Genomic DNA, 16,892 nt, shown 5'->3' with positions numbered 1-16,892 from the left:
CGCCGCATGATCGAGATCCTGAAACCCGCCGAGCTGGCCCGAGCGAAGGACACGGGCGCCCTGGTCGCCGACATCCTGCGGACGGTGAAGAGCCGTAGCACGGCCGGCACGAACCTCCTGGACATCGACCGGTGGGCCGAGGCCATGATCGTCGAGGCGGGAGCGCAGTCCTGCTACGTCGACTACGAGCCGTCCTTCGGACGCGGCCCGTTCGGCCACCACATCTGCACGGGCGTCAACGACGCCGTGCTCCACGGACGGCCCTACGACTACACGCTCGCCGACGGCGACCTGCTGTCGCTCGACCTCGCCGTCTCCCAGGACGGAGTCGCCGCGGACGCCGCCATCAGCTTCGTCGTGGGCGGGTCCGAGCCCCCGGAGAGCGTCGCGCTGATCAGCGCGACCGAACGCGCGCTGGACGCGGGGATCGCCGCCGCCGGCCCCGGGGCCCGCGTCGGAGACGTCTCCCACGCCATCGGCTCGGTCCTCAGCGAGGCGGGGTACCCGGTCAACACCGAGTTCGGAGGTCACGGCATCGGATCGACGATGCACCAGGACCCGCACGTTCCCAACACCGGACGGCCCGGCCGCGGGTACAGGCTGCGACCCGGGCTGATGCTGGCGCTGGAGCCGTGGGTCATGGCGGACACCGCCGAGCTCGTCACCGACGCCGACGGCTGGACCCTCCGAAGCGCGACAGGCTGCCGGACGGCGCACAGCGAGCACACGATCGCCATCACCGGCGACGGAGCCGAGATCCTCACCCTGCCGAGTCGGGCGCGACCGTGAGCACGCCCCGACCGGTGCGGCCGGGCCGTCTTCCTCGGAGCCGCGCCGCGCCTCGCCTCGTACTCGGACGCCGAGGGTACGGGGCCCTCGGCCCCCGCGGCGGGCCCGCTCGTGTCTTCACGGGCGCACCCGCGGGACCTCCGGCAGCCCCGTCGGCGCCCCGCTCCCGGCGGCACGGGACCGGGTCCGCCAACAGGACCTAGGCGGGCGGGAAGTGGGTGGACGAGCCGGGCCGGGGCGGCTCGGCGGGAACCTCCGGAGGCAGGCCGGTGACCGGGGTGGGCACCCGCGTGGGGGTCCCGTTCTCGCGTAGTGGCGGCTCCCAGCCCAGTTCGGGGTCGTGGGTGCGCACGACCTTGCCGGGCACGCCCGCGAGGACCGCGTGGTCGGGGTAGGTTCCGGGCCTCACCACGGTGCCCGCCGCCACGACCGAGTTGCGCCCCAGGTGCACGCCGGGGAGGATCACCGCGTTCGCGCCGATCCAGCTTCCTGCGCCGATGCTGACCGGGTCGTCCACCGGCCACTGGAGACCGACGGGGACCTCGGTGTTGCCGTAGGCGTGGTTCTGGTCGGTGATGTAGACGTAGGGGCCGGTGTACACGTGGTCGCCGATGTCGACGGACTTGTGGGCGACGATGTGCGAGCCCCGCCCGATGGCGCAGCCGGAGCCGATCCGCACGACCGTGCCCGGGCCGAGGTCGTAGTCGGGTCCCATCCCGGCGGCGAGGGTCATGTCCCCGCCCAGGACGGTGTGCACGCCGATCTCGATCCAGGGCTCGCCGTAGAGGGTGGCCGTGGGAAAGGCGATCGCGGAACCCGTACCGAAGCGCGCGAACCTGCGGGCCGCCTTGGAGTCGGCCCGGATTTCGGCCTTGGTCCGGGCGTACGACCAGATGGAGCGGATGATCCAGGACAACAGCCGCGACACGCGTGCTCCCATTTATTACCTACCAGTAACTGTCGCGAACATTAGCAGTGTCCGAGTATGCGATGACATGTCCGGGCGGCATGCGGCGGGGCCCGAATCGCGTTCGGTTCGAGCGCGTTCCGGGCCCCGTCGCGGGGTGCGTGCGGCCGGCCTCAGCCGGACAGGTGGGCGAGCAGGTCCTGGCGGGTGAGAATCCCCACCGGCTTGCCGTCGCGCAGCACCACGAGGGCACCGGACCCGCGCAGCAGGCGGACGCAGTCGCTCACCGGGGTCCCGGTGCCGACGGTGGCCAGCGGCTCGGCCATGTGGCTCTCCACCAGGTCGTCCAGCTCGGCGCGGCCGTCGAAGAGGGCGTCGAGGAAGTTGCGCTCGGCGATGGAGCCGACCACCTCGGCCGCCATGACCGGGGGCTCCTCCTTCATCACCGGAAGCTGGGAGACGCCGTACTCGCGCATGATGGCCACCGCGGTGCCGACGGTCTCGTCCGGGTGGGTGTGCACGAAGTCGGGCATCTCCCCGCCCTTGGCGGCCAGCACCTCGCCCGCGGTGGCCTCCTCGGTCTGCGCGGACAGGAAGCCGTAGTCGGACATCCACTCGTCGTTGAAGATCTTGCCGAGGTAGCCGCGGCCGCCGTCGGGCAGCAGGACGACGATGACGTCGTCGGAACCGGCGTCCCTGGCCACCCGCAGAGCGGCCTCGACGGCCAGGCCGCAGGAGCCGCCGACCAGCAGGGCCTCCTCGCGGGCCAGGCGGCGGGTCATCAGGAAGGAGTCCTTGTCGCTGACGGCCACGATGTCGTCGCACACGGAGGTGTCGTAGGTACCGGGCCAGATGTCCTCGCCCACGCCCTCGACCAGGTAGGGGCGGCCCGAGCCGCCGGAGTAGACCGAGCCCTCGGGGTCGGCGCCGATGATCCGCACCGCCCCGTCGGAGACCTCCTTGAGGTAGCGGCCGGTGCCGCTGATGGTGCCGCCGGTGCCGATACCCGCCACGAAGTGGGTGATACGGCCCTCGGTCTGCTCCCAGATCTCGGGGCCGGTGGCGTGGTAGTGCGACTCCGGGTTGTTCGTGTTCTCGTACTGGTTGGGCTTCCAGGCGCCGGGGATCTCGACGGCCAACCGGTCGGACACGGAGTAGTAGGACTCGGGGTGGTCGGGGGCGACGGTGGTCGGGCAGACCACGACCTCGGCGCCGTAGGCGCGCAGGACCGAGAGCTTGTCCGAGCCGACCTTGTCGGGGCAGACGAAGACGCAGCGGTAGCCCTTCTCCTGGGCGACGATGGCCAGGCCGATCCCGGTGTTGCCGGAGGTGGGCTCGACGATGGTGCCGCCCGGTTTGAGCTCGCCGTTCTTCTCCGCGGCCTCGACCATGCGCAGGGCGATGCGGTCCTTGACCGAACCGCCCGGGTTGAAGTACTCGACCTTGGCGAGAACGGTGGGAGCGTTCGGGCCGAGGACCTGTGTGACCTTGTTCAGACGGACGAGAGGTGTGTCCCCGACCAGGTCGATCAGTGAGTCGTATACCCGCACTTGTGCTCCCTCAGCATCATGGCGACCGGGTTTCGGCCCGCCGTTTCCTCGCCCCGGTGACGAGTCCGGGGCCTGGGCCGGTCCGGCCCGTCTCAATCCGACTCTAATGGTCTCCACCAGCGGGTTCGGCGCCCCCGGAGAAGCGGTGGACCGATCCCCTCGGGTGGAGTCCGGAGAGGGCGCGCGACCCGCTCGGCGGTGTCCACCCTCCCACTGTCCCGAAGGCACGGGATCCCTCACTCCGGGGCGCGGAATGTGTGCCGCGCGGGTACGTGATTCCGGGGCCGCCCACCGGTAGCCTCACTCGTATCCGGCCCGCTCCAGGGGACGCGGGTCCGAGCCTCGGAGGTGTCCGGTGCTGCGAGCCGCACGCGCACGGCGCATCGCCGCCGCCACCGCGTTCGGCGGCGGCGGACTCACACTCGTGGGCGGCGGCACCGTCGCGCTCCTCTACCTCCAGGCCCGTATGGCCCGCCGCGCGGTCGGCTCCCCACCGTGGGACCGGCCCGTGGTCGACGGCGTCTACGGCGACGGCGGGGGCCCGCCGATCCGCATGCTGATGATGGGCGACTCCACCGCCGCCGGCTTCGCGGTCGAGCTCGCCACCGAGACCCCGGGCGTCCTCCTGGCGACGGGGCTGGCCGCCGCCGCGGAGAGACCCGTCCGCCTGCTCTGCACCGCCTCCCCCGGCGCCACCTCCGCCCACCTGGCCGCCCAGGTCGAGCGCGCACGCGCGCTGGAGGAGGGCCACCGCCACGACCTGGCGGTCGTCTTCATCGGCGCCAACGACGTCATCCGCCGCGTGCGCCCGGGCGACGCCGTCGCCCAACTGCGCGAGACCGTGCGCGGCCTGGTCGGCCACGGCACGGCCGTGGTCGTGGCCACCTGCCCCGACCTGGGCACCGTCCGCCCCCTCGGCTGGCCGCTGCGCTCGATGGCCCGCCGCGCCTCCCGCCAGCTCGCCGCCGCCCAGACCATCGCGGTGACCGAGGTCGGCGGGCGCACGGTCTCGATGAGCGACCTACTGTCGGACGATTTCCGGTCAGACCCAGTTTCCATGTTTGGGCCTGACCGATTTCATCCGTCAGCCCTCGGGTACTCGCAGGCCGCCTTCGCCGTGCTGCCCTCGGCCTGCGCCGCCCTGGGCCTGCTCCCCGAGCTGGACGAGGCCGAGCGCACCAGCGGGATCCTGCCGGTGGACCGCGCGGCCGTGGTCGCCGCCGAGACCCCCGGTACGGAGGTCTCCCGTGCGGGCGCGCACGTCAGCGGGCACACTCGTGGCAGGCGCGGACGCTGGGCCGCGCTCGTCCGGGGCCCGTTCCGCGCCCGGGGAGGCCAGGAGGGCCTGGAGGGGACCGGCGCGCCCGGGACCGCCGACCGTTCCGGAGAGAGCGGATGAACGGCGCCCCCGAGTGGCGCGCGGGGACACCGGACGGGTTTACTGGTCGGTAACAAGCGATGCTGGACGCCGGCGGCGCGCCGACCACCGCACGGTCCAGCTCCACACGCAGCACCTCAACCGTTAGGGACGCAGTCATGCCCGAAGCAGTCATCGTCGCAACCGCCCGCTCCCCGATCGGCCGTGCCTTCAAGGGCTCGCTCAAGGACATCCGGCCGGACGACCTGACCACCCAGATCGTCCGCGCGGCGCTGGACAAGGTCCCCGCGCTGGACCCCAGGAAGATCGACGACCTGATGCTCGGCTGCGGCCTGCCCGGCGGCGAGCAGGGCTTCAACATGGCCCGCATCGTGGCCGTGCAGCTGGGCCTGGACACCGTCCCCGGCACCACGGTCACCCGCTACTGCTCCTCCTCCCTCCAGACCACCCGGATGGCCTACCACGCCATCAAGGCGGGCGAGGGCGACGTGTTCGTCTCCGCCGGAGTGGAGACCGTCAGCCGGTTCGTCAACGGCAGCAGCGACGACGGCAAGAACGAGAACCCGATCTTCGACGAGGCCAAGAACCGCACCGCCAAGCGCGCCGAGGGCGGCGCCGGGACCTGGACCGACCCGCGCGAGGACGGCAGCCTCCCCGACGCCTACATCGCGATGGGCCAGACCGCCGAGAACGTCGCCCAGATCACCGGCCTCTCGCGCGAGCGCCAGGACGAGTTCGCGGTGCGCTCGCAGAACCTGGCCGAGAAGTCCCTCGACAACGGTTTCTGGGAGCGGGAGATCACCCCGGTGACCCTGCCCGACGGCACCGTGGTCAGCACCGACGACGGCATCCGCCGCGGCACCACCTACGAGAAGGTCTCCGGGCTCAAGCCGGTGTTCCGCCCCGACGGCACCGTCACCGCGGGCAACGCCTGCCCGCTCAACGACGGCGCCGCGGCCCTGGTCATCATGAGCGACACCAAGGCCGCCCAGCTGGGCATCACCCCGCTGGCCCGCATCGTGTCCACCGGCGTGACCGGCCTGAGCCCGGAGATCATGGGCCTGGGCCCGGTCGGGGCGTCCAAGCAGGCGCTGGCCCGCGCCAACATGGCCATCGGCGACATCGACCTGGTCGAGATCAACGAGGCCTTCGCCGCGCAGGTGCTGCCCTCCGCCGACCAGCTCGGCATCGACGTCGACAGCCAGCTCAACGTCAACGGCGGCGCCATCGCGCTCGGCCACCCCTTCGGCAGCACCGGCGCCCGCATCACCGGCACGCTGCTCAACGGCCTGCAGACCCACGACAAGACGTTCGGCCTGGAGACCATGTGCGTCGGCGGCGGCCAGGGCATGGCGGCCGTCTTCGAGCGCCTGAGCTAGTGGGACGGTGACGAACACCTGAGCCGGCCCCGCCCCCGTCCTCGGGGCGCGGGGCCGTGGTCGCGGAGGAGGACCCGGAGGTGTTCCGGGTCCTTCGCCGTGTTCGGGCGCCTTCGCCGTGATCGACGCCCGTGGCCTGGTGCGTGTGCTTCGAACGCTTTGTCCCCTGGCCGCCCGGGGATATCAGCACTGTCGGAACACGTGCGGCCCTCCCTCCGCCGCATCCGTGTTCGGCTACGTAGCACCTCCGGGCAAACGTTCCCGCACCGGCAAGGTAAAAGCTGGTGACCGGGGCTTGTCCAAAACGTGATCCTGATGCAGGGTCGCAGATAAGTGCCACACGCCAACGCGCTGCCGGAGGTGCCTATGTCGGTAACCCACTCGCCGGAGATCCACGCCAAGCTCATCGAACGCATCCCGGTCGTCACCGGCCGAGGACTCCACGAGTGGTTCGACGCCCTCGACAAAGGACCGGGCCTGGTCCGCTGCCAGGACCGGTCGAACTGGCTCGCCGACGAATACGACCTGCCCCAGTGGTACGCACAGGCCCTCGTGACGGAGTACGACCGCCGCCGCAGGAACCGCTCCATTCCCGCTCCCCGCCCCGGGAGGGTCTGACCCGCCGCCGGCCACGGCCGGACACGAGGCATGACGAAGGGGCCGCCCCCGGAGAAGATCCGGTCGGCGGCCCCTCTCGTACGGGCCGGCTATTCGGAGAACATCGTCTTGATGATCCAGAGCAGGCGCAGGATCTCGATGTAGAGCCAGACCAGGGAGACCGTCAGGCCGAAGGCGAACTGCCAGGCGAACCTGTTCGGCACACCGGCCCTGAGGCCCTCCTCGATGCCGCGGAACTCCAGGGCCAGGGTCAGGGCGGCCAGGACGACGAACACGATGCCCACGAGCAGGCCCAGCGGGCTGGGCTCGCGGATGCCGAGGCCGCCCGCGACGAAGAAGCTCAGGACGAAGTTGACCAGCATCAGGGCGGCGGCGCCGAGCACCGCGTACGTGACGGCCTTGACGAAGCCGTCGGTCACCTTGATGATGCGGAACTTGTACAGGGCGAGCATCACGCTGAACACCACGACGGTGGCGATCACCGCCTGGGTGACGAGCGCGCCGCCCGCGGCGGCGTCACCCGTGCTGGCCTCCAGCATGAGGCCGAAGAACGCGGACAGTCCGCCGACGACCAGGCCCTCCAGGGCCGCGTAGGAAAGGACGGCCGCGGGGTTGGTGATCTGCTTGAAGGCGATCACCAGACCCAGGACCAGGCCGCCGATGACGCCCACGACGGTGAGCAGCAGGGCGAGGCCCGGGGCCACACCGAACAGGAAGTAGTTGGCGACGCCGAGGAGCGCGACGACACCGAGCGTCATCCCGGTGCGCACGACCACGTCGTCGATGGTCATCGGCTGGCTGTCGGCGCTGCGCACCGGGCCGCCGGGGTAGCCCTGCTGGGGGTAGGACTGGCCGTAGCCCTGCTGCGGGTACGGCTGTCCGTAACCCGGCTGGCCATAGCCCTGCTGCTGACCGTAGCCCGGCTGGCCGTAACCCTGCTGGGGATACCCAGCCGGTCCGGCCTGCTGGAGCGCCCGCTTAAGAGCGGGGTTGGAACTCCGCATCCGCATGTCTCGTCAAGGCCCTTTCCACGCGTGGTTCACTGCCCACAAAGTAACGTACGGGCTTCGTACCGAGTTCCACCGGCATGGTCACCGTTGGGCAACGGGCTCCCGGGGCCCGGGGCCTGTTCGGTGGACCCGGTCCTGCGCCGCTGGGGGCGGCGCGGGCGCCGACGGGGTCGCCGGAGGTTCCGCGGTTGCGCCCGTGGGATGGGAACGGGCGCACCGTGGGGGCCGGGCGTCCCCGTGTCCTCGGCGTCCGAGCACGAGGCGAAGCGAGCGGGGCCCCAGGGAAACGCGGCCTAGTTGCGCGTGACCAGCGAGCGGGCGAAGAACAGCATGTTCGCCGGACGCTCGGCCAGGCGGCGCATGTAGTACCCGTACCACTCGGTGCCGTAGGGGACGTAGACGCGCACGCGCTTCCCCTCGGCCGCGAGGCGGACCTGCTCGGCGTCACGGATGCCGTAGAGCATCTGGTACTCGTAGTCGTCCGCGCCACGGCCGTTGGCCGCGGCCAGCTCGCCGGCGATGGCGACCATGCGCGGGTCGTGCGAGGCCACCATCGGGTAGCCCTCACCCTCCATGAGCACGCGCAGCGCGCGCACGTACGCCTTGTCCACCTCGGCCTTGTCGCGGAAGGCCACCGAGTCGGGCTCGTCGTAGGCGCCCTTGCACAGGCGCACGCGCGAACCGGCGCCGCTCAGGTCGCGGCAGTCCGCCTCGGTCCGGCGCAGGTAGGCCTGGAGCACCGCACCCACGAACGGGAAGTCCTGGCGCAGCTCGCGCAGGATGCCCAGCGTGGAGTCGGTGGTGGTGTGGTCCTCCATGTCCAGGGTCACCGTGGTGCCGACCGCCTGGGCGGCCTCGGCGATCTGGCGGGCGTTCTCCAGCGCGATCTTCTCGCCGTCCTGGTCCAGGAACTGGCCCACGGCCGAGAGCTTGACCGACACCTCGGCGCGGTCGCCCAGGCCGGCCTCGCCCAGCGCGGCCAGCAGGTCCTGGTAGGCGGTCACCGTGGCCGCGGCCTGGACCGTGTCGGTGGTGTCCTCACCCAGGAAGTCCAGGGTGACGTGGCGGTCCCGGGACAGCTCCCCGACCGCGGGGAGCGCCTCCTCCAGGGTGGCGCCCGCGACGAACCGTTTGACCATGGCCCGGGTGACGGGAGTGCGCTCGACGATCTCGCGGCAGGTCGCGGACCTGGCGGCGAGCAGCAGGGGCTTACGAAGCATGGTGACCTCGACGAAGACGTGCGCGAGCCGGTCGGCTGGCGCGGGCGGGGCGCGGCCGGGGGTGTCCCGGCCGCGCCGGTGGATTCGGGCGGGTTCCGGACCCCCCTCAGGACGGAAGGGGGCCCGGAACCCGCTGTCAGCCCTGGTGGGCGAACGCCTGTTCCGGCCTTGGGTCGTTCGGGCGTCCGCGGGGTCCTGGAGGTGCCGGACGTGCGATCGCGAGGAACGAGCCATCGCACGGGAGACACCGAAGGTTCCCGCTCTTTGGGCGCCCGGACACGGGGCGAAGCCAAGCGGAGCCCCCGAGGGGCGCTGTCACCCCTGGTGGGGGTAGGAGGAGACCGTCGGCGCGACGAACGTCTCCTTGATGGCGCGCGGGCTGGCCCAGCGGGACAGGTTCTGGGCCGAACCCGCCTTGTCGTTGGTGCCGGAGGCGCGGGCGCCGCCGAAGGGCTGCTGGCCCACGATGGAGCCGGTCGGCCGGTCGTTGACGTAGAAGTTGCCCGCGGCGAAGCGCAGCGCCTCGGTGGCCTTGGCGACCGCGGCGCGGTCGTTGGCCAGGATGGCGCCGGTCAGGGCGTAGGCGGAGCCCTCGTCGACGACCTTGAGGATCTCGTCGAACTTCTCGTCCTCGTAGACGTGGACGGCGACGACCGGGCCAAAGTACTCGGTGCGGAACACGTCGTGGGACGGGTCCGAACCCTCGATGATGGTCGGGCGCACGAAGTAGCCGACGGAGTCGTCGGCGGTGCCGCCCGCCAGGATGTCCAGGGTCGGGTCGGACTTGGCGTCCTCCAGGACCTTGGACAGCTTGTCGAAGGCGCGGCGGTCGATGACGGCGCCGATGAAGTTGGACAGGTCCGTGACGTCGCCCATGGGCAGGGCCTCGGTCTCGGCGACGAGGTCCTCGCGGACCTTCTCCCACACCGAGCGGGCGACGAAGGCGCGCGAGGCGGCCGAGCACTTCTGGCCCTGGTACTCGAAGGCGCCGCGCACGATCGCGGTGCGCAGGATCTCGGGGTCGGCCGAGGAGTGGGCGACGATGAAGTCCTTGCCGCCGGTCTCGCCGACGATGCGCGGGTAGGAGCGGTAGTTGGAGATGTTCTCCCCGACGCTCTTCCACAGGTGCTGGAAGGTCTTGGTGGAACCGGTGAAGTGCACCCCGGCCAGGTCGGCGTCGTTGAGGGCGACGTCGGAGACGGCCAGGCCGTCACCGGTGACCATGTTGATGACGCCGGGGGGCATGCCCGCCTCCTCCAGCAGGCGCATGGTCAGCTCGGCGGCGAACTGCTGCGTCGGGGAGGGCTTCCACACGACCACGTTGCCCATCAGGGCCGGGGCGGTGGGCAGGTTGCCCGCGATGGCGGTGAAGTTGAAGGGGGTGATCGCGTAGACGAACCCCTCCAGCGGACGCTGCTCCATGCGGTTCCACACGCCCTTGACGCTCAGCGGCTGCTGGGCGATGAGCTCGCGGGCGTAGGAGACGTTGAAGCGCCAGAAGTCGATCAGCTCGCACGCCGAGTCGATCTCCGCCTGCTGGACGGTCTTGGACTGGCCGAGCATGGTGGCGGCGTTGATGGTGGCGCGCCAGGGGCCGGAGAGCAGTTCGGCGGCGCGCAGGATGATGGCGGCGCGGTCGTCGAAGGACATCGCGCGCCAGGCGGGAGCCGCGGCCTTGGCCGCCGCGATCGCGTCGCGCGCGTCGTCGTGGGTGGCGTTGCGCATGGTGCCCAGGACGGCGGAGTGGCGGTGCGGCTGCACGACGTCGATGGGCTCGCCACCGCCCATGCGGCTCTCGCCGTCGATGCGCATCGGCAGGTCGATGCTCCGGCCCCCGAGCTCCTCCAGCTTGGCCACGAGCTCCTCGCGCTCGGCGCTGCCGGGCGCGTAGGACAGAACGGGCTCGTTCTGCGGCAGAGGGACGTTGGTAACGGCGTCCATGGGCACCTCCCCAATGAAGTATGTCCCTGAAACAAGCAGGGTCTGGCTGATTCAACGCTCTCAGAACAGGGGCGTGCGAACCTTGTGGGGCAGGCCACTCTTGGCCCGCCTTGTTTGTTCACTAGGACAAAATGGGACACATATGAGTAATGAAGCCCCGCCCAACGTCCCGTTTCCCATCCCCGACGACAGTTCCCACGGCCTCGGGCCCGGGACGGGCGTTCCTCCTGCTCAGAGCGGATCATCCGACGAGGGGGCGACGGGCATCCCCCTGCGCAGGCTGCTGCTGGCGCTCGGAGACCCCGTCCTGGACGTGGCCGCGGCCCCGGGCGGGATCGATGTCCAGGTGGACAACGTCGTCATCCTCGACCCCGAGGACCGCGCGGAGGTGCGCGAGGGGGACCTGGTGCTGCTGATCGGGGCGCGGGGGGCCTCGGCGCGGCGGCTGCTGCGGACGCTGGCCGAGCAGGGCGCCACGGCGGTCGCGGTCAAGGCCAGCGGACACGCGCCCCAGGAGGAGGTGCTGCCGCCGCCCTCCGGGACGAGGCCGGGCCGGTCCCGGCCCGGCGCCACCGACGAGTCGAGGGCGCTGCGCGCCGAGGCGCAGGAGTCGGGGATCGCGCTGCTCTCGGTCCGGCCCGAGGTGCGCTGGGACCAGTTGCAGTCGGTGTGCCAGTCCATCGTGGACGACGCCCGGCTGACGGCCGCCGAGGACCTGAGCGAGTCCAGCGGCGACCTGTTCTCCATGGCGCAGACGATCGCCCAGCTCACCGGGGGCCTGGTGAGTATCGAGGACGCCGCGAGCCGGGTGCTGGCCTACTCCAGCGGCGCGGAGGTGGACGAGCTGCGGCGGCTGTCGGTGCTGGGGCGGCGCGGCCCGGAGTCGTACCTGGCGCTGCTGCGCGAGTGGGGGGTGTTCGCCAAGCTGCGCGCCGGTGAGGAGGTGGTGCGCGTGGACGAGCACCCCGAGCTGGGCATCCGGCGCCGGCTGGCCGTGGGTATCCACGCCGGGCGCCAGCCGCTGGGCGCGATCTGGGTGCAGGAGGGGTCGCGGCCGCTGGCCGAGCACGCCGAGGAGGCCCTGCTGGGCGCGGCGCGCACCACCGCCCTGCAGATGATCCGGCAGCGCACCCAGGCCAGCGCGGGGCTGCGGCTGCGCGAGGACCTGCTGTCGAGCCTGCTGGAGGGCCGCATCGACGCCGGCGCCCTGGCCGACACGGTGGAGGTGCACGCCGACCGGGGCGCCCTGGTGGCGGCGTTCGCGATGGCCGAGGCCGCGGAGGGGGCGGGCGAGGAGCGGACCGGGCGCCCCGACCGGCCCGAGCGCGAGCTGCGCCGGCGCCAGATGGTCGACCTGGTGTCGGTGCACACGGCGGCCTACCGGCGCAGCGCCCTGGTGACCGAGCTGCGCGGGCGGGTGTACGTGCTGCTGCCGGACCTGGCGCGCGGCCGCGAGGGGTGGCGCGGGGTGGAGCAGTCGGTGCTGGCGCTGACCCGCAAGACGGTGTCGGCCGCGCGCGCGTCCCTGGGCCTGGAGGTCCAGGCGGCGGTGGGGTCGCTGGTGGAGCGGCTGGGCGACGTGCCGGACTCACGGGCGGAGGCGGACCGGGTGCTGGACGCGATGGGCCGCGACCTGCACCGGGGCGTGGACTGGGAGGTGGCGACCATCTCCGACGTGCGCTCGCGGGTGCTGGTCAGCGAGACCCTGGCGCGGCTGCGGGAGGACCCCTCCCTGCGTGATCCGAGGGTGAGCCGGCTCGTCGAGCACGACCGCGCGGGCGGCGCCGACCTGGTGCACTCGCTGCTGGCCTACCTGGAGGCCTTCGGTGACGCGCGTTCGGCGGCCGAGCGGCTGCACATCCACCCGAACACGCTGCGGTACCGGGTGCGCAGGGCGGCGGCGGTGAGCGGGATCGACCTGGGCGACCCGGGCGAGCGCCTGTTCACCCAGCTCCAGCTGCTGATGGAGCAGCAGGGCACCGGGCACCCCTAGGCGAGGCACGGCGAAGGGCGCCGGCGGGGTTCTGGAGGACTCGAAGCGCACCCTCCGAGGAACGAGGACGGTGCACGCAGAGACCGAAGGTTCCCGCCCTGAAGACACCCGAACCTGTGCCGGGAAACGCAGTGGCGAGGCACGGCGAAGGGCGCCGGCGGGGTTCTGGAGGACTCGGAGCGCACCCTCCGAGGAACGAGGACGGTGCACGCAGAGACCGAAGGTTCCCGCCCTGAAGACACCCGAACCTGTGCCGGGAAACGCAGTGGCGAGGCACGGCGAAGGGCGCCGGCGGGGTTCTGGAGGACTCGGAGCGCACCCTCCGAGGAACGAGGACGGTGCACGCAGAGACCGAAGGTTCCCGCCTTGAAGGCGCCCGGACCTGTGCCGGGAAACGCAGTACCCCCGGTCGGACTCGAACCGACACTTGTGACCCTTTTAGGGGGCCTGCCTCTTCCATTGGGCTACGAGGGCGAGCCCATCATACCGGGCGGGTCGATTGCCCACTTTGATTGAAGTTGGCCGGATTGGGACAAGAAAGGACCGGCTCCCCAGGGAAACCGGTCCTCCCGTGCGCCACACCGGGCGGCCGCGCCGGTGGGCGTGGCGGGGCGCCCGGAGCGGTGTCAGCTGACCCGGCGCAGGCGTCCGTCCTCGACCTGCGGCTGGCTGGCCTCCTCGAAGGCCTGGCGGGGCTCGGCCATCTCCGGGAGCGCGGCGAAGTCGCGGCGCAGGAGGAAGGCGAGCGTCCAGTCCGAGAGCACCCGCATCTTGCGGTTGAAGGTCGGAACCGCGAACAGGTGGTAGGCCCTGTGCGCGTACCAGGCCAGGCGGCCGTTCAGCTTGATCTTCCCGAACAGCTGGGCGGCGCCCTTGTGCAGGCCGAGCCCGGCGACCGCGCCGAGGTTCTTGTGGCGGTAGGCCTTCAGCTCGGAGCCGCGCAGGCTGGCGATCACGTTGTCGGCGAGCACCGGGGCCTGACGGACCGCGTTCTGGGCGTTGGGCGGGTAGTAGCCGCCGTTGCCGTCGGGCACCTGGGCGTTGTCGCCGCCCGCGAAGACGTTCTCGGCGCCGTTGACGGTGAGGTACTCGCTGGTGTCCAGGTGGCCCTTGGGGCCGAGCGGCAGGTCACTGGCGGCCACGACCGGGCTGGGCTTGACGCCCGCGGTCCACACCAGGGTCCCCGCCTCGAACTCGGTGCCGTCGCTGAGCTTGACGCGCTGGTCGACCGCCGACTCCAGGAAGGTCTTGAGCCGGACGTCGATGCCGCGGCGGCGCAGCTGGTTGAGGGCCTTGGTCCCGACCTCGGGGCCGACCTCGGGCAGGATCTTGTCGGCCGCCTCGATGAGGTAGAACTGCACGTCCTCCAGGTCGATGGAGGGGTGGAGGCGGACCGCGTCGCGGACCAGGTCCTCCAGCTCGGCGATGGCCTCGGCACCGGCGAAGCCGCCGCCGACGAAGACGAAGTTCAGCGCCTTCCTGCGGGTGGCCTCGTCGTCGGTGGAGTCGGCGATGGCGAGCTGGTTGAGGATGTGGTTGCGCAGGTATGCGGCTTCCTCGACGGTCTTGATCCCGACGCCCCACTCGGCCAGGCCGGGGATGGGCAGGGTGCGCGAGACGGCGCCGGCGGCCATGACCAGGTAGTCGTAGGCGATGGTCTCGGGCTCGCCCGCGTTGGGCTCGTAGCGGACCGTGCGGTCGGCCTGGTCGATGCGCACGACCCTGCCGCCCAGGACACGGGCCCTCTTGAAGACCTTGCGCAGCGGGACGACGACGTGACGGGGAGAGATGCTGCCGGCCGCGGTCTCGGGCAGGAAGGGCTGGTAGGTCATGTAGGAGTTCGGGTCGATGACGGTAATCCGCGCCTCACCGGCCCCGAGCTTCTTCTCCAGCCGCCTCGCGGTGTACATCCCGAGGTAACCGCCGCCGACGATGAGGATGTGCGGGATCTCCGCCTCGTCCCCTCCGCCGTGTACCAGCCGGTAGTTCCTGCTCTCGGTCATCACGTATCCGCCCTAACGGTTCCTTGTGTGTGGCGCCCCCTCTTCCCAGGGGCCGCGAGGTCGTCACGGTCTTCGGTCCCCGCGCCGCGGTCGCGGTGGGGTGCCGCCCGGGCCGGAGCGGGTGCTTCGACCCACTTCGGTGGGTGCTTGTGCATTCTTTCACAAGCATCTGCCGACAGAGAAGGTTCACATCGACCCACCTTCTCACCACTTCCCAGCCTGCGAAGATCATGTCTTCGCAGGTCACAGGGGTTGTGAAAGCATTCACAAGGCCTCGGCGAGGTGACGCGTCTCACCTGGCGCGCCCCTGGCGAGGCCCCGGAGAACCCCTAGACGAGGCTCCAGGCGACACCGTCGAGAATGTCGTGCTCACTCGCCGTGAAGAAGTCCGCGCCCGTGCGGGCGAGCACCCGGGACAGCACCAGCGCGCCCGCGCCGATGACGTCCACCCGGCCGGGGTGCATGACACCGATCCGCGACCGCTCGGCGGAGGTCGCCCGGAGCAGCTCCCCGGTGATGCGGTCCAGGTCGTCGGCCCCCACGCGGGCGTGGTGGATGCGCTCGGGGTCGTACTCGGGCAGGTCCAGGGCGATCCCCGCGACGGTGGTCGCGGTGCCCGCGACGCACACGACCGAACCGGCCTCGCGCAGCGGGACCACGCGCTCGACCTCGTCCAGCGCGGCCTCGATGTCCGCGGTCGCCGCCTCGATCTCCTCGTCCGTGGGAGGGTCGCCGCGCAGATGGCGCTCGGTCATGCGCACACAGCCGATGTCCACGGACAGCGACGCGCGGACCAGCTCGCCGCCCTCCCCCTCGCTCGGGTCGCCGCCCAGGACGAACTCGGTGGAGCCGCCGCCGATGTCCACCACCAGGAACGGCGGGGACAGCCGGCTCTCCCCGTCCTCGGCCGCCTCGGCCTCGAACTCGGCGGTGGCGCCCACGAAGGACAGCTCCGCCTCGTCCAGGCCGGTGACCACCTCGGGCTCCACGCCCAGGATCTCGCGGACGCCGTCGATGAACACCTGGCGGTTGCTCGCGTCCCGGGTGGCACTGGTGGCGACCATGCGCACCGCGTCCGGGCCCAGCGGGATGCCGTGGCCCTCGATGGCCTCGGCGTAGCCGCGCAGCGCCTCGAAGGTGCGCTCCAGGGCCTGGGGCGCGAACGCACCGGTCTCGTCCACCCCCTCGCCCAGGCGCACGATCTCCATGCGCCGGTCGACGTCGACCACCTGCACCTCGTCGTCGCCGACGTGGACGACGTCGGCGATCAGCAGGCGGACGGAGTTCGTTCCGCAGTCGATGGAGGCGACACCGCTCATGACCCGTTCCCTTCGGCGCCCTCGGAGGCGCTCTCGTCGACACACACGCACGGTCCCTTGTCCCACCAGTGCGGCAGCTCCTCCAGCGCCTCGGCGCCGAAGGGGTTGGTCCCCGGCTCCGCGAGCTCGTGGGCGACCAGGGCGTGCAGGCACTTGACCCGGGTGGGCATGCCACCGGTGCTCTGCATGCCCTCGGGCAGCGGCTCGACACCGTCCAGCCGCGCCTGCTCGGAGCGCTCGGCGAGGTAGGACTCGTGCGCCCTGGTGTAGGCGGCCCGGAGCTCGGGGTCGTGCCCCAGCCGCTCCTGCATCTGGCGCATGCGGCCCTCGTTCTCCATCCGGCCGATGGCCGAGGCCGCGCGCGGGCACGTCAGGTAGTACAGCGTCGGGAAGGGCTCGCCGTTCTCCAGGCGGGGCGCGGTGCGCACCACGTCGGGCAGGCCGCACGGGCAGCGGTGCGCGACCCCGCGCACCCCGCGCGGTGCGCGGCCCAACTGGAGTTCGACGGCGGTGGTGTCGCGCTCGGCGACCGGACCGGTGCGCCCGGCGGCGCCGGTGGGCCCGCCTGCGTCGACGGGTCCGGGAGCGGGGTGATCTGCGGAAGTCATGGCGAACCCAGCATAGGGCCGACACGGAGTAATCTGGGCTCGCGCGCGGGCGCCGTCCGTGGCACCGCTCCCCCGGGATGCGGTGTGCCGCGTCGGGGCCCGCCGTCGCCGGCCGCGTCCGCCGGCGGTCGCGCCTCGCGCGGCGCTCTCCGGCCGACAGGCGGCATCCACCGAACA

At 71.9% G+C, this 16,892-nt stretch carries 13 protein-coding genes and 1 tRNA gene; 5 read left to right on the top strand and 9 right to left on the bottom strand.

What is annotated here, in order from left to right; translation table 11 throughout:
• Window positions 1-6: 6 nt before the first annotated feature.
• Window positions 7-789, top strand: a complete 783-nt coding sequence (gene map, locus NOSIN_RS26275; RefSeq protein WP_077693294.1) for a type I methionyl aminopeptidase — start codon at window positions 7-9, stop codon at window positions 787-789.
• 199 nt (window positions 790-988) lie between these two features.
• Here the strand turns inward: map and NOSIN_RS26270 are convergent, their stop codons facing one another.
• Both NOSIN_RS26270 and NOSIN_RS26265 read right to left on the bottom strand, forming a co-directional pair.
• Window positions 989-1,729 carry an acyltransferase gene (locus tag NOSIN_RS26270; RefSeq protein ID WP_077693293.1) on the bottom strand — a complete coding sequence of 247 codons (741 nt, stop codon included), beginning with the start codon at window positions 1,727-1,729 and terminating at the stop codon, window positions 989-991.
• Between the two features lie 140 nt (window positions 1,730-1,869).
• Window positions 1,870-3,246 (bottom strand): cystathionine beta-synthase, encoded by a 1,377-nt coding sequence (locus NOSIN_RS26265; RefSeq protein ID WP_077693292.1) that lies wholly within the window; start codon window positions 3,244-3,246, stop codon window positions 1,870-1,872.
• A 355-nt stretch (window positions 3,247-3,601) separates the two neighbouring features.
• Here NOSIN_RS26265 and NOSIN_RS26260 point away from each other — a divergent pair, with 355 nt between their 5' ends.
• The 3 genes from NOSIN_RS26260 (at window position 3,602) to NOSIN_RS26250 (ending at window position 6,621) form a co-directional block, all read left to right on the top strand.
• Complete coding sequence (locus NOSIN_RS26260) at window positions 3,602-4,645, top strand: SGNH/GDSL hydrolase family protein (protein ID WP_077693291.1); 1,044 nt, start codon at window positions 3,602-3,604, stop codon at window positions 4,643-4,645.
• A gap of 137 nt (window positions 4,646-4,782) precedes the next feature.
• On the top strand, window positions 4,783-6,003 hold the full coding sequence (locus NOSIN_RS26255) for an acetyl-CoA C-acetyltransferase (protein WP_077693290.1): 1,221 nt from the start codon (window positions 4,783-4,785) through the stop codon (window positions 6,001-6,003).
• Window positions 6,004-6,369: 366 nt separating this feature from the next.
• Window positions 6,370-6,621, top strand: a complete 252-nt coding sequence (locus NOSIN_RS26250) for a DUF4287 domain-containing protein (RefSeq protein WP_077693289.1) — start codon at window positions 6,370-6,372, stop codon at window positions 6,619-6,621.
• 89 nt (window positions 6,622-6,710) lie between these two features.
• Here the strand turns inward: NOSIN_RS26250 and NOSIN_RS26245 are convergent, their stop codons facing one another.
• From NOSIN_RS26245 to pruA, 3 genes are all read right to left on the bottom strand, one after another.
• Window positions 6,711-7,631: a Bax inhibitor-1/YccA family protein gene (locus tag NOSIN_RS26245; RefSeq protein ID WP_077693288.1), complete on the bottom strand. Its 921-nt coding sequence runs from the start codon at window positions 7,629-7,631 to the stop codon at window positions 6,711-6,713.
• A gap of 293 nt (window positions 7,632-7,924) precedes the next feature.
• Window positions 7,925-8,851 (bottom strand): proline dehydrogenase family protein, encoded by a 927-nt coding sequence (locus NOSIN_RS26240; RefSeq protein ID WP_077693287.1) that lies wholly within the window; start codon window positions 8,849-8,851, stop codon window positions 7,925-7,927.
• 315 nt (window positions 8,852-9,166) lie between these two features.
• Window positions 9,167-10,792 (bottom strand): L-glutamate gamma-semialdehyde dehydrogenase, encoded by a 1,626-nt coding sequence (gene pruA / locus NOSIN_RS26235; protein WP_077693286.1) that lies wholly within the window; start codon window positions 10,790-10,792, stop codon window positions 9,167-9,169.
• A 142-nt stretch (window positions 10,793-10,934) separates the two neighbouring features.
• Between pruA and NOSIN_RS26230 the strand changes: the two genes are divergently transcribed.
• Window positions 10,935-12,785: a helix-turn-helix domain-containing protein gene (locus tag NOSIN_RS26230; protein ID WP_077693285.1), complete on the top strand. Its 1,851-nt coding sequence runs from the start codon at window positions 10,935-10,937 to the stop codon at window positions 12,783-12,785.
• Window positions 12,786-13,185: 400 nt separating this feature from the next.
• On the opposite strand, the gene NOSIN_RS26225 is transcribed toward NOSIN_RS26230, so the two are convergent.
• From NOSIN_RS26225 to NOSIN_RS26210, 4 genes are all read right to left on the bottom strand, one after another.
• Window positions 13,186-13,259 (bottom strand) — tRNA-Leu (locus NOSIN_RS26225).
• A 152-nt stretch (window positions 13,260-13,411) separates the two neighbouring features.
• Window positions 13,412-14,788: an NAD(P)/FAD-dependent oxidoreductase gene (locus NOSIN_RS26220; RefSeq protein WP_077693284.1), complete on the bottom strand. Its 1,377-nt coding sequence runs from the start codon at window positions 14,786-14,788 to the stop codon at window positions 13,412-13,414.
• A gap of 329 nt (window positions 14,789-15,117) precedes the next feature.
• Window positions 15,118-16,107: a Ppx/GppA phosphatase family protein gene (locus NOSIN_RS26215; RefSeq protein ID WP_077693283.1), complete on the bottom strand. Its 990-nt coding sequence runs from the start codon at window positions 16,105-16,107 to the stop codon at window positions 15,118-15,120.
• Window positions 16,104-16,715: a DUF501 domain-containing protein gene (locus tag NOSIN_RS26210; RefSeq protein ID WP_077693282.1), complete on the bottom strand. Its 612-nt coding sequence runs from the start codon at window positions 16,713-16,715 to the stop codon at window positions 16,104-16,106. The genes NOSIN_RS26215 and NOSIN_RS26210 overlap by 4 nt, the downstream gene beginning before the upstream one ends.
• Window positions 16,716-16,892: the final 177 nt, after the last annotated feature.

The sequence above is a fragment of the Nocardiopsis sinuspersici genome (genome assembly GCF_001998325.1).
In the GTDB taxonomy this organism is placed as follows: domain Bacteria; phylum Actinomycetota; class Actinomycetes; order Streptosporangiales; family Streptosporangiaceae; genus Nocardiopsis; species Nocardiopsis sinuspersici.
This window is presented reverse-complemented; position numbering and strand designations above follow the sequence as displayed.

Bases quoted from the DNA above. Each gene is read 5' to 3' on its own strand.
- map (WP_077693294.1), top strand. From the start codon at position 7: ATGATCGAGATCCTGAAACCCGCCGAGCTGGCCCGAGCGAAGGACACG.
- NOSIN_RS26270 (WP_077693293.1), bottom strand. From the start codon at position 1,729: ATGGGAGCACGCGTGTCGCGGCTGTTGTCCTGGATCATCCGCTCCATC.
- NOSIN_RS26255 (WP_077693290.1), top strand. From the start codon at position 4,783: ATGCCCGAAGCAGTCATCGTCGCAACCGCCCGCTCCCCGATCGGCCGT.
- NOSIN_RS26250 (WP_077693289.1), top strand. From the start codon at position 6,370: ATGTCGGTAACCCACTCGCCGGAGATCCACGCCAAGCTCATCGAACGC.
- NOSIN_RS26245 (WP_077693288.1), bottom strand. From the start codon at position 7,631: ATGCGGATGCGGAGTTCCAACCCCGCTCTTAAGCGGGCGCTCCAGCAG.
- NOSIN_RS26240 (WP_077693287.1), bottom strand. From the start codon at position 8,851: ATGCTTCGTAAGCCCCTGCTGCTCGCCGCCAGGTCCGCGACCTGCCGC.
- pruA (WP_077693286.1), bottom strand. From the start codon at position 10,792: ATGGACGCCGTTACCAACGTCCCTCTGCCGCAGAACGAGCCCGTTCTG.
- NOSIN_RS26230 (WP_077693285.1), top strand. From the start codon at position 10,935: ATGAGTAATGAAGCCCCGCCCAACGTCCCGTTTCCCATCCCCGACGAC.
- NOSIN_RS26220 (WP_077693284.1), bottom strand. From the start codon at position 14,788: ATGACCGAGAGCAGGAACTACCGGCTGGTACACGGCGGAGGGGACGAG.
- NOSIN_RS26215 (WP_077693283.1), bottom strand. From the start codon at position 16,107: ATGAGCGGTGTCGCCTCCATCGACTGCGGAACGAACTCCGTCCGCCTG.
- NOSIN_RS26210 (WP_077693282.1), bottom strand. From the start codon at position 16,715: ATGACTTCCGCAGATCACCCCGCTCCCGGACCCGTCGACGCAGGCGGG.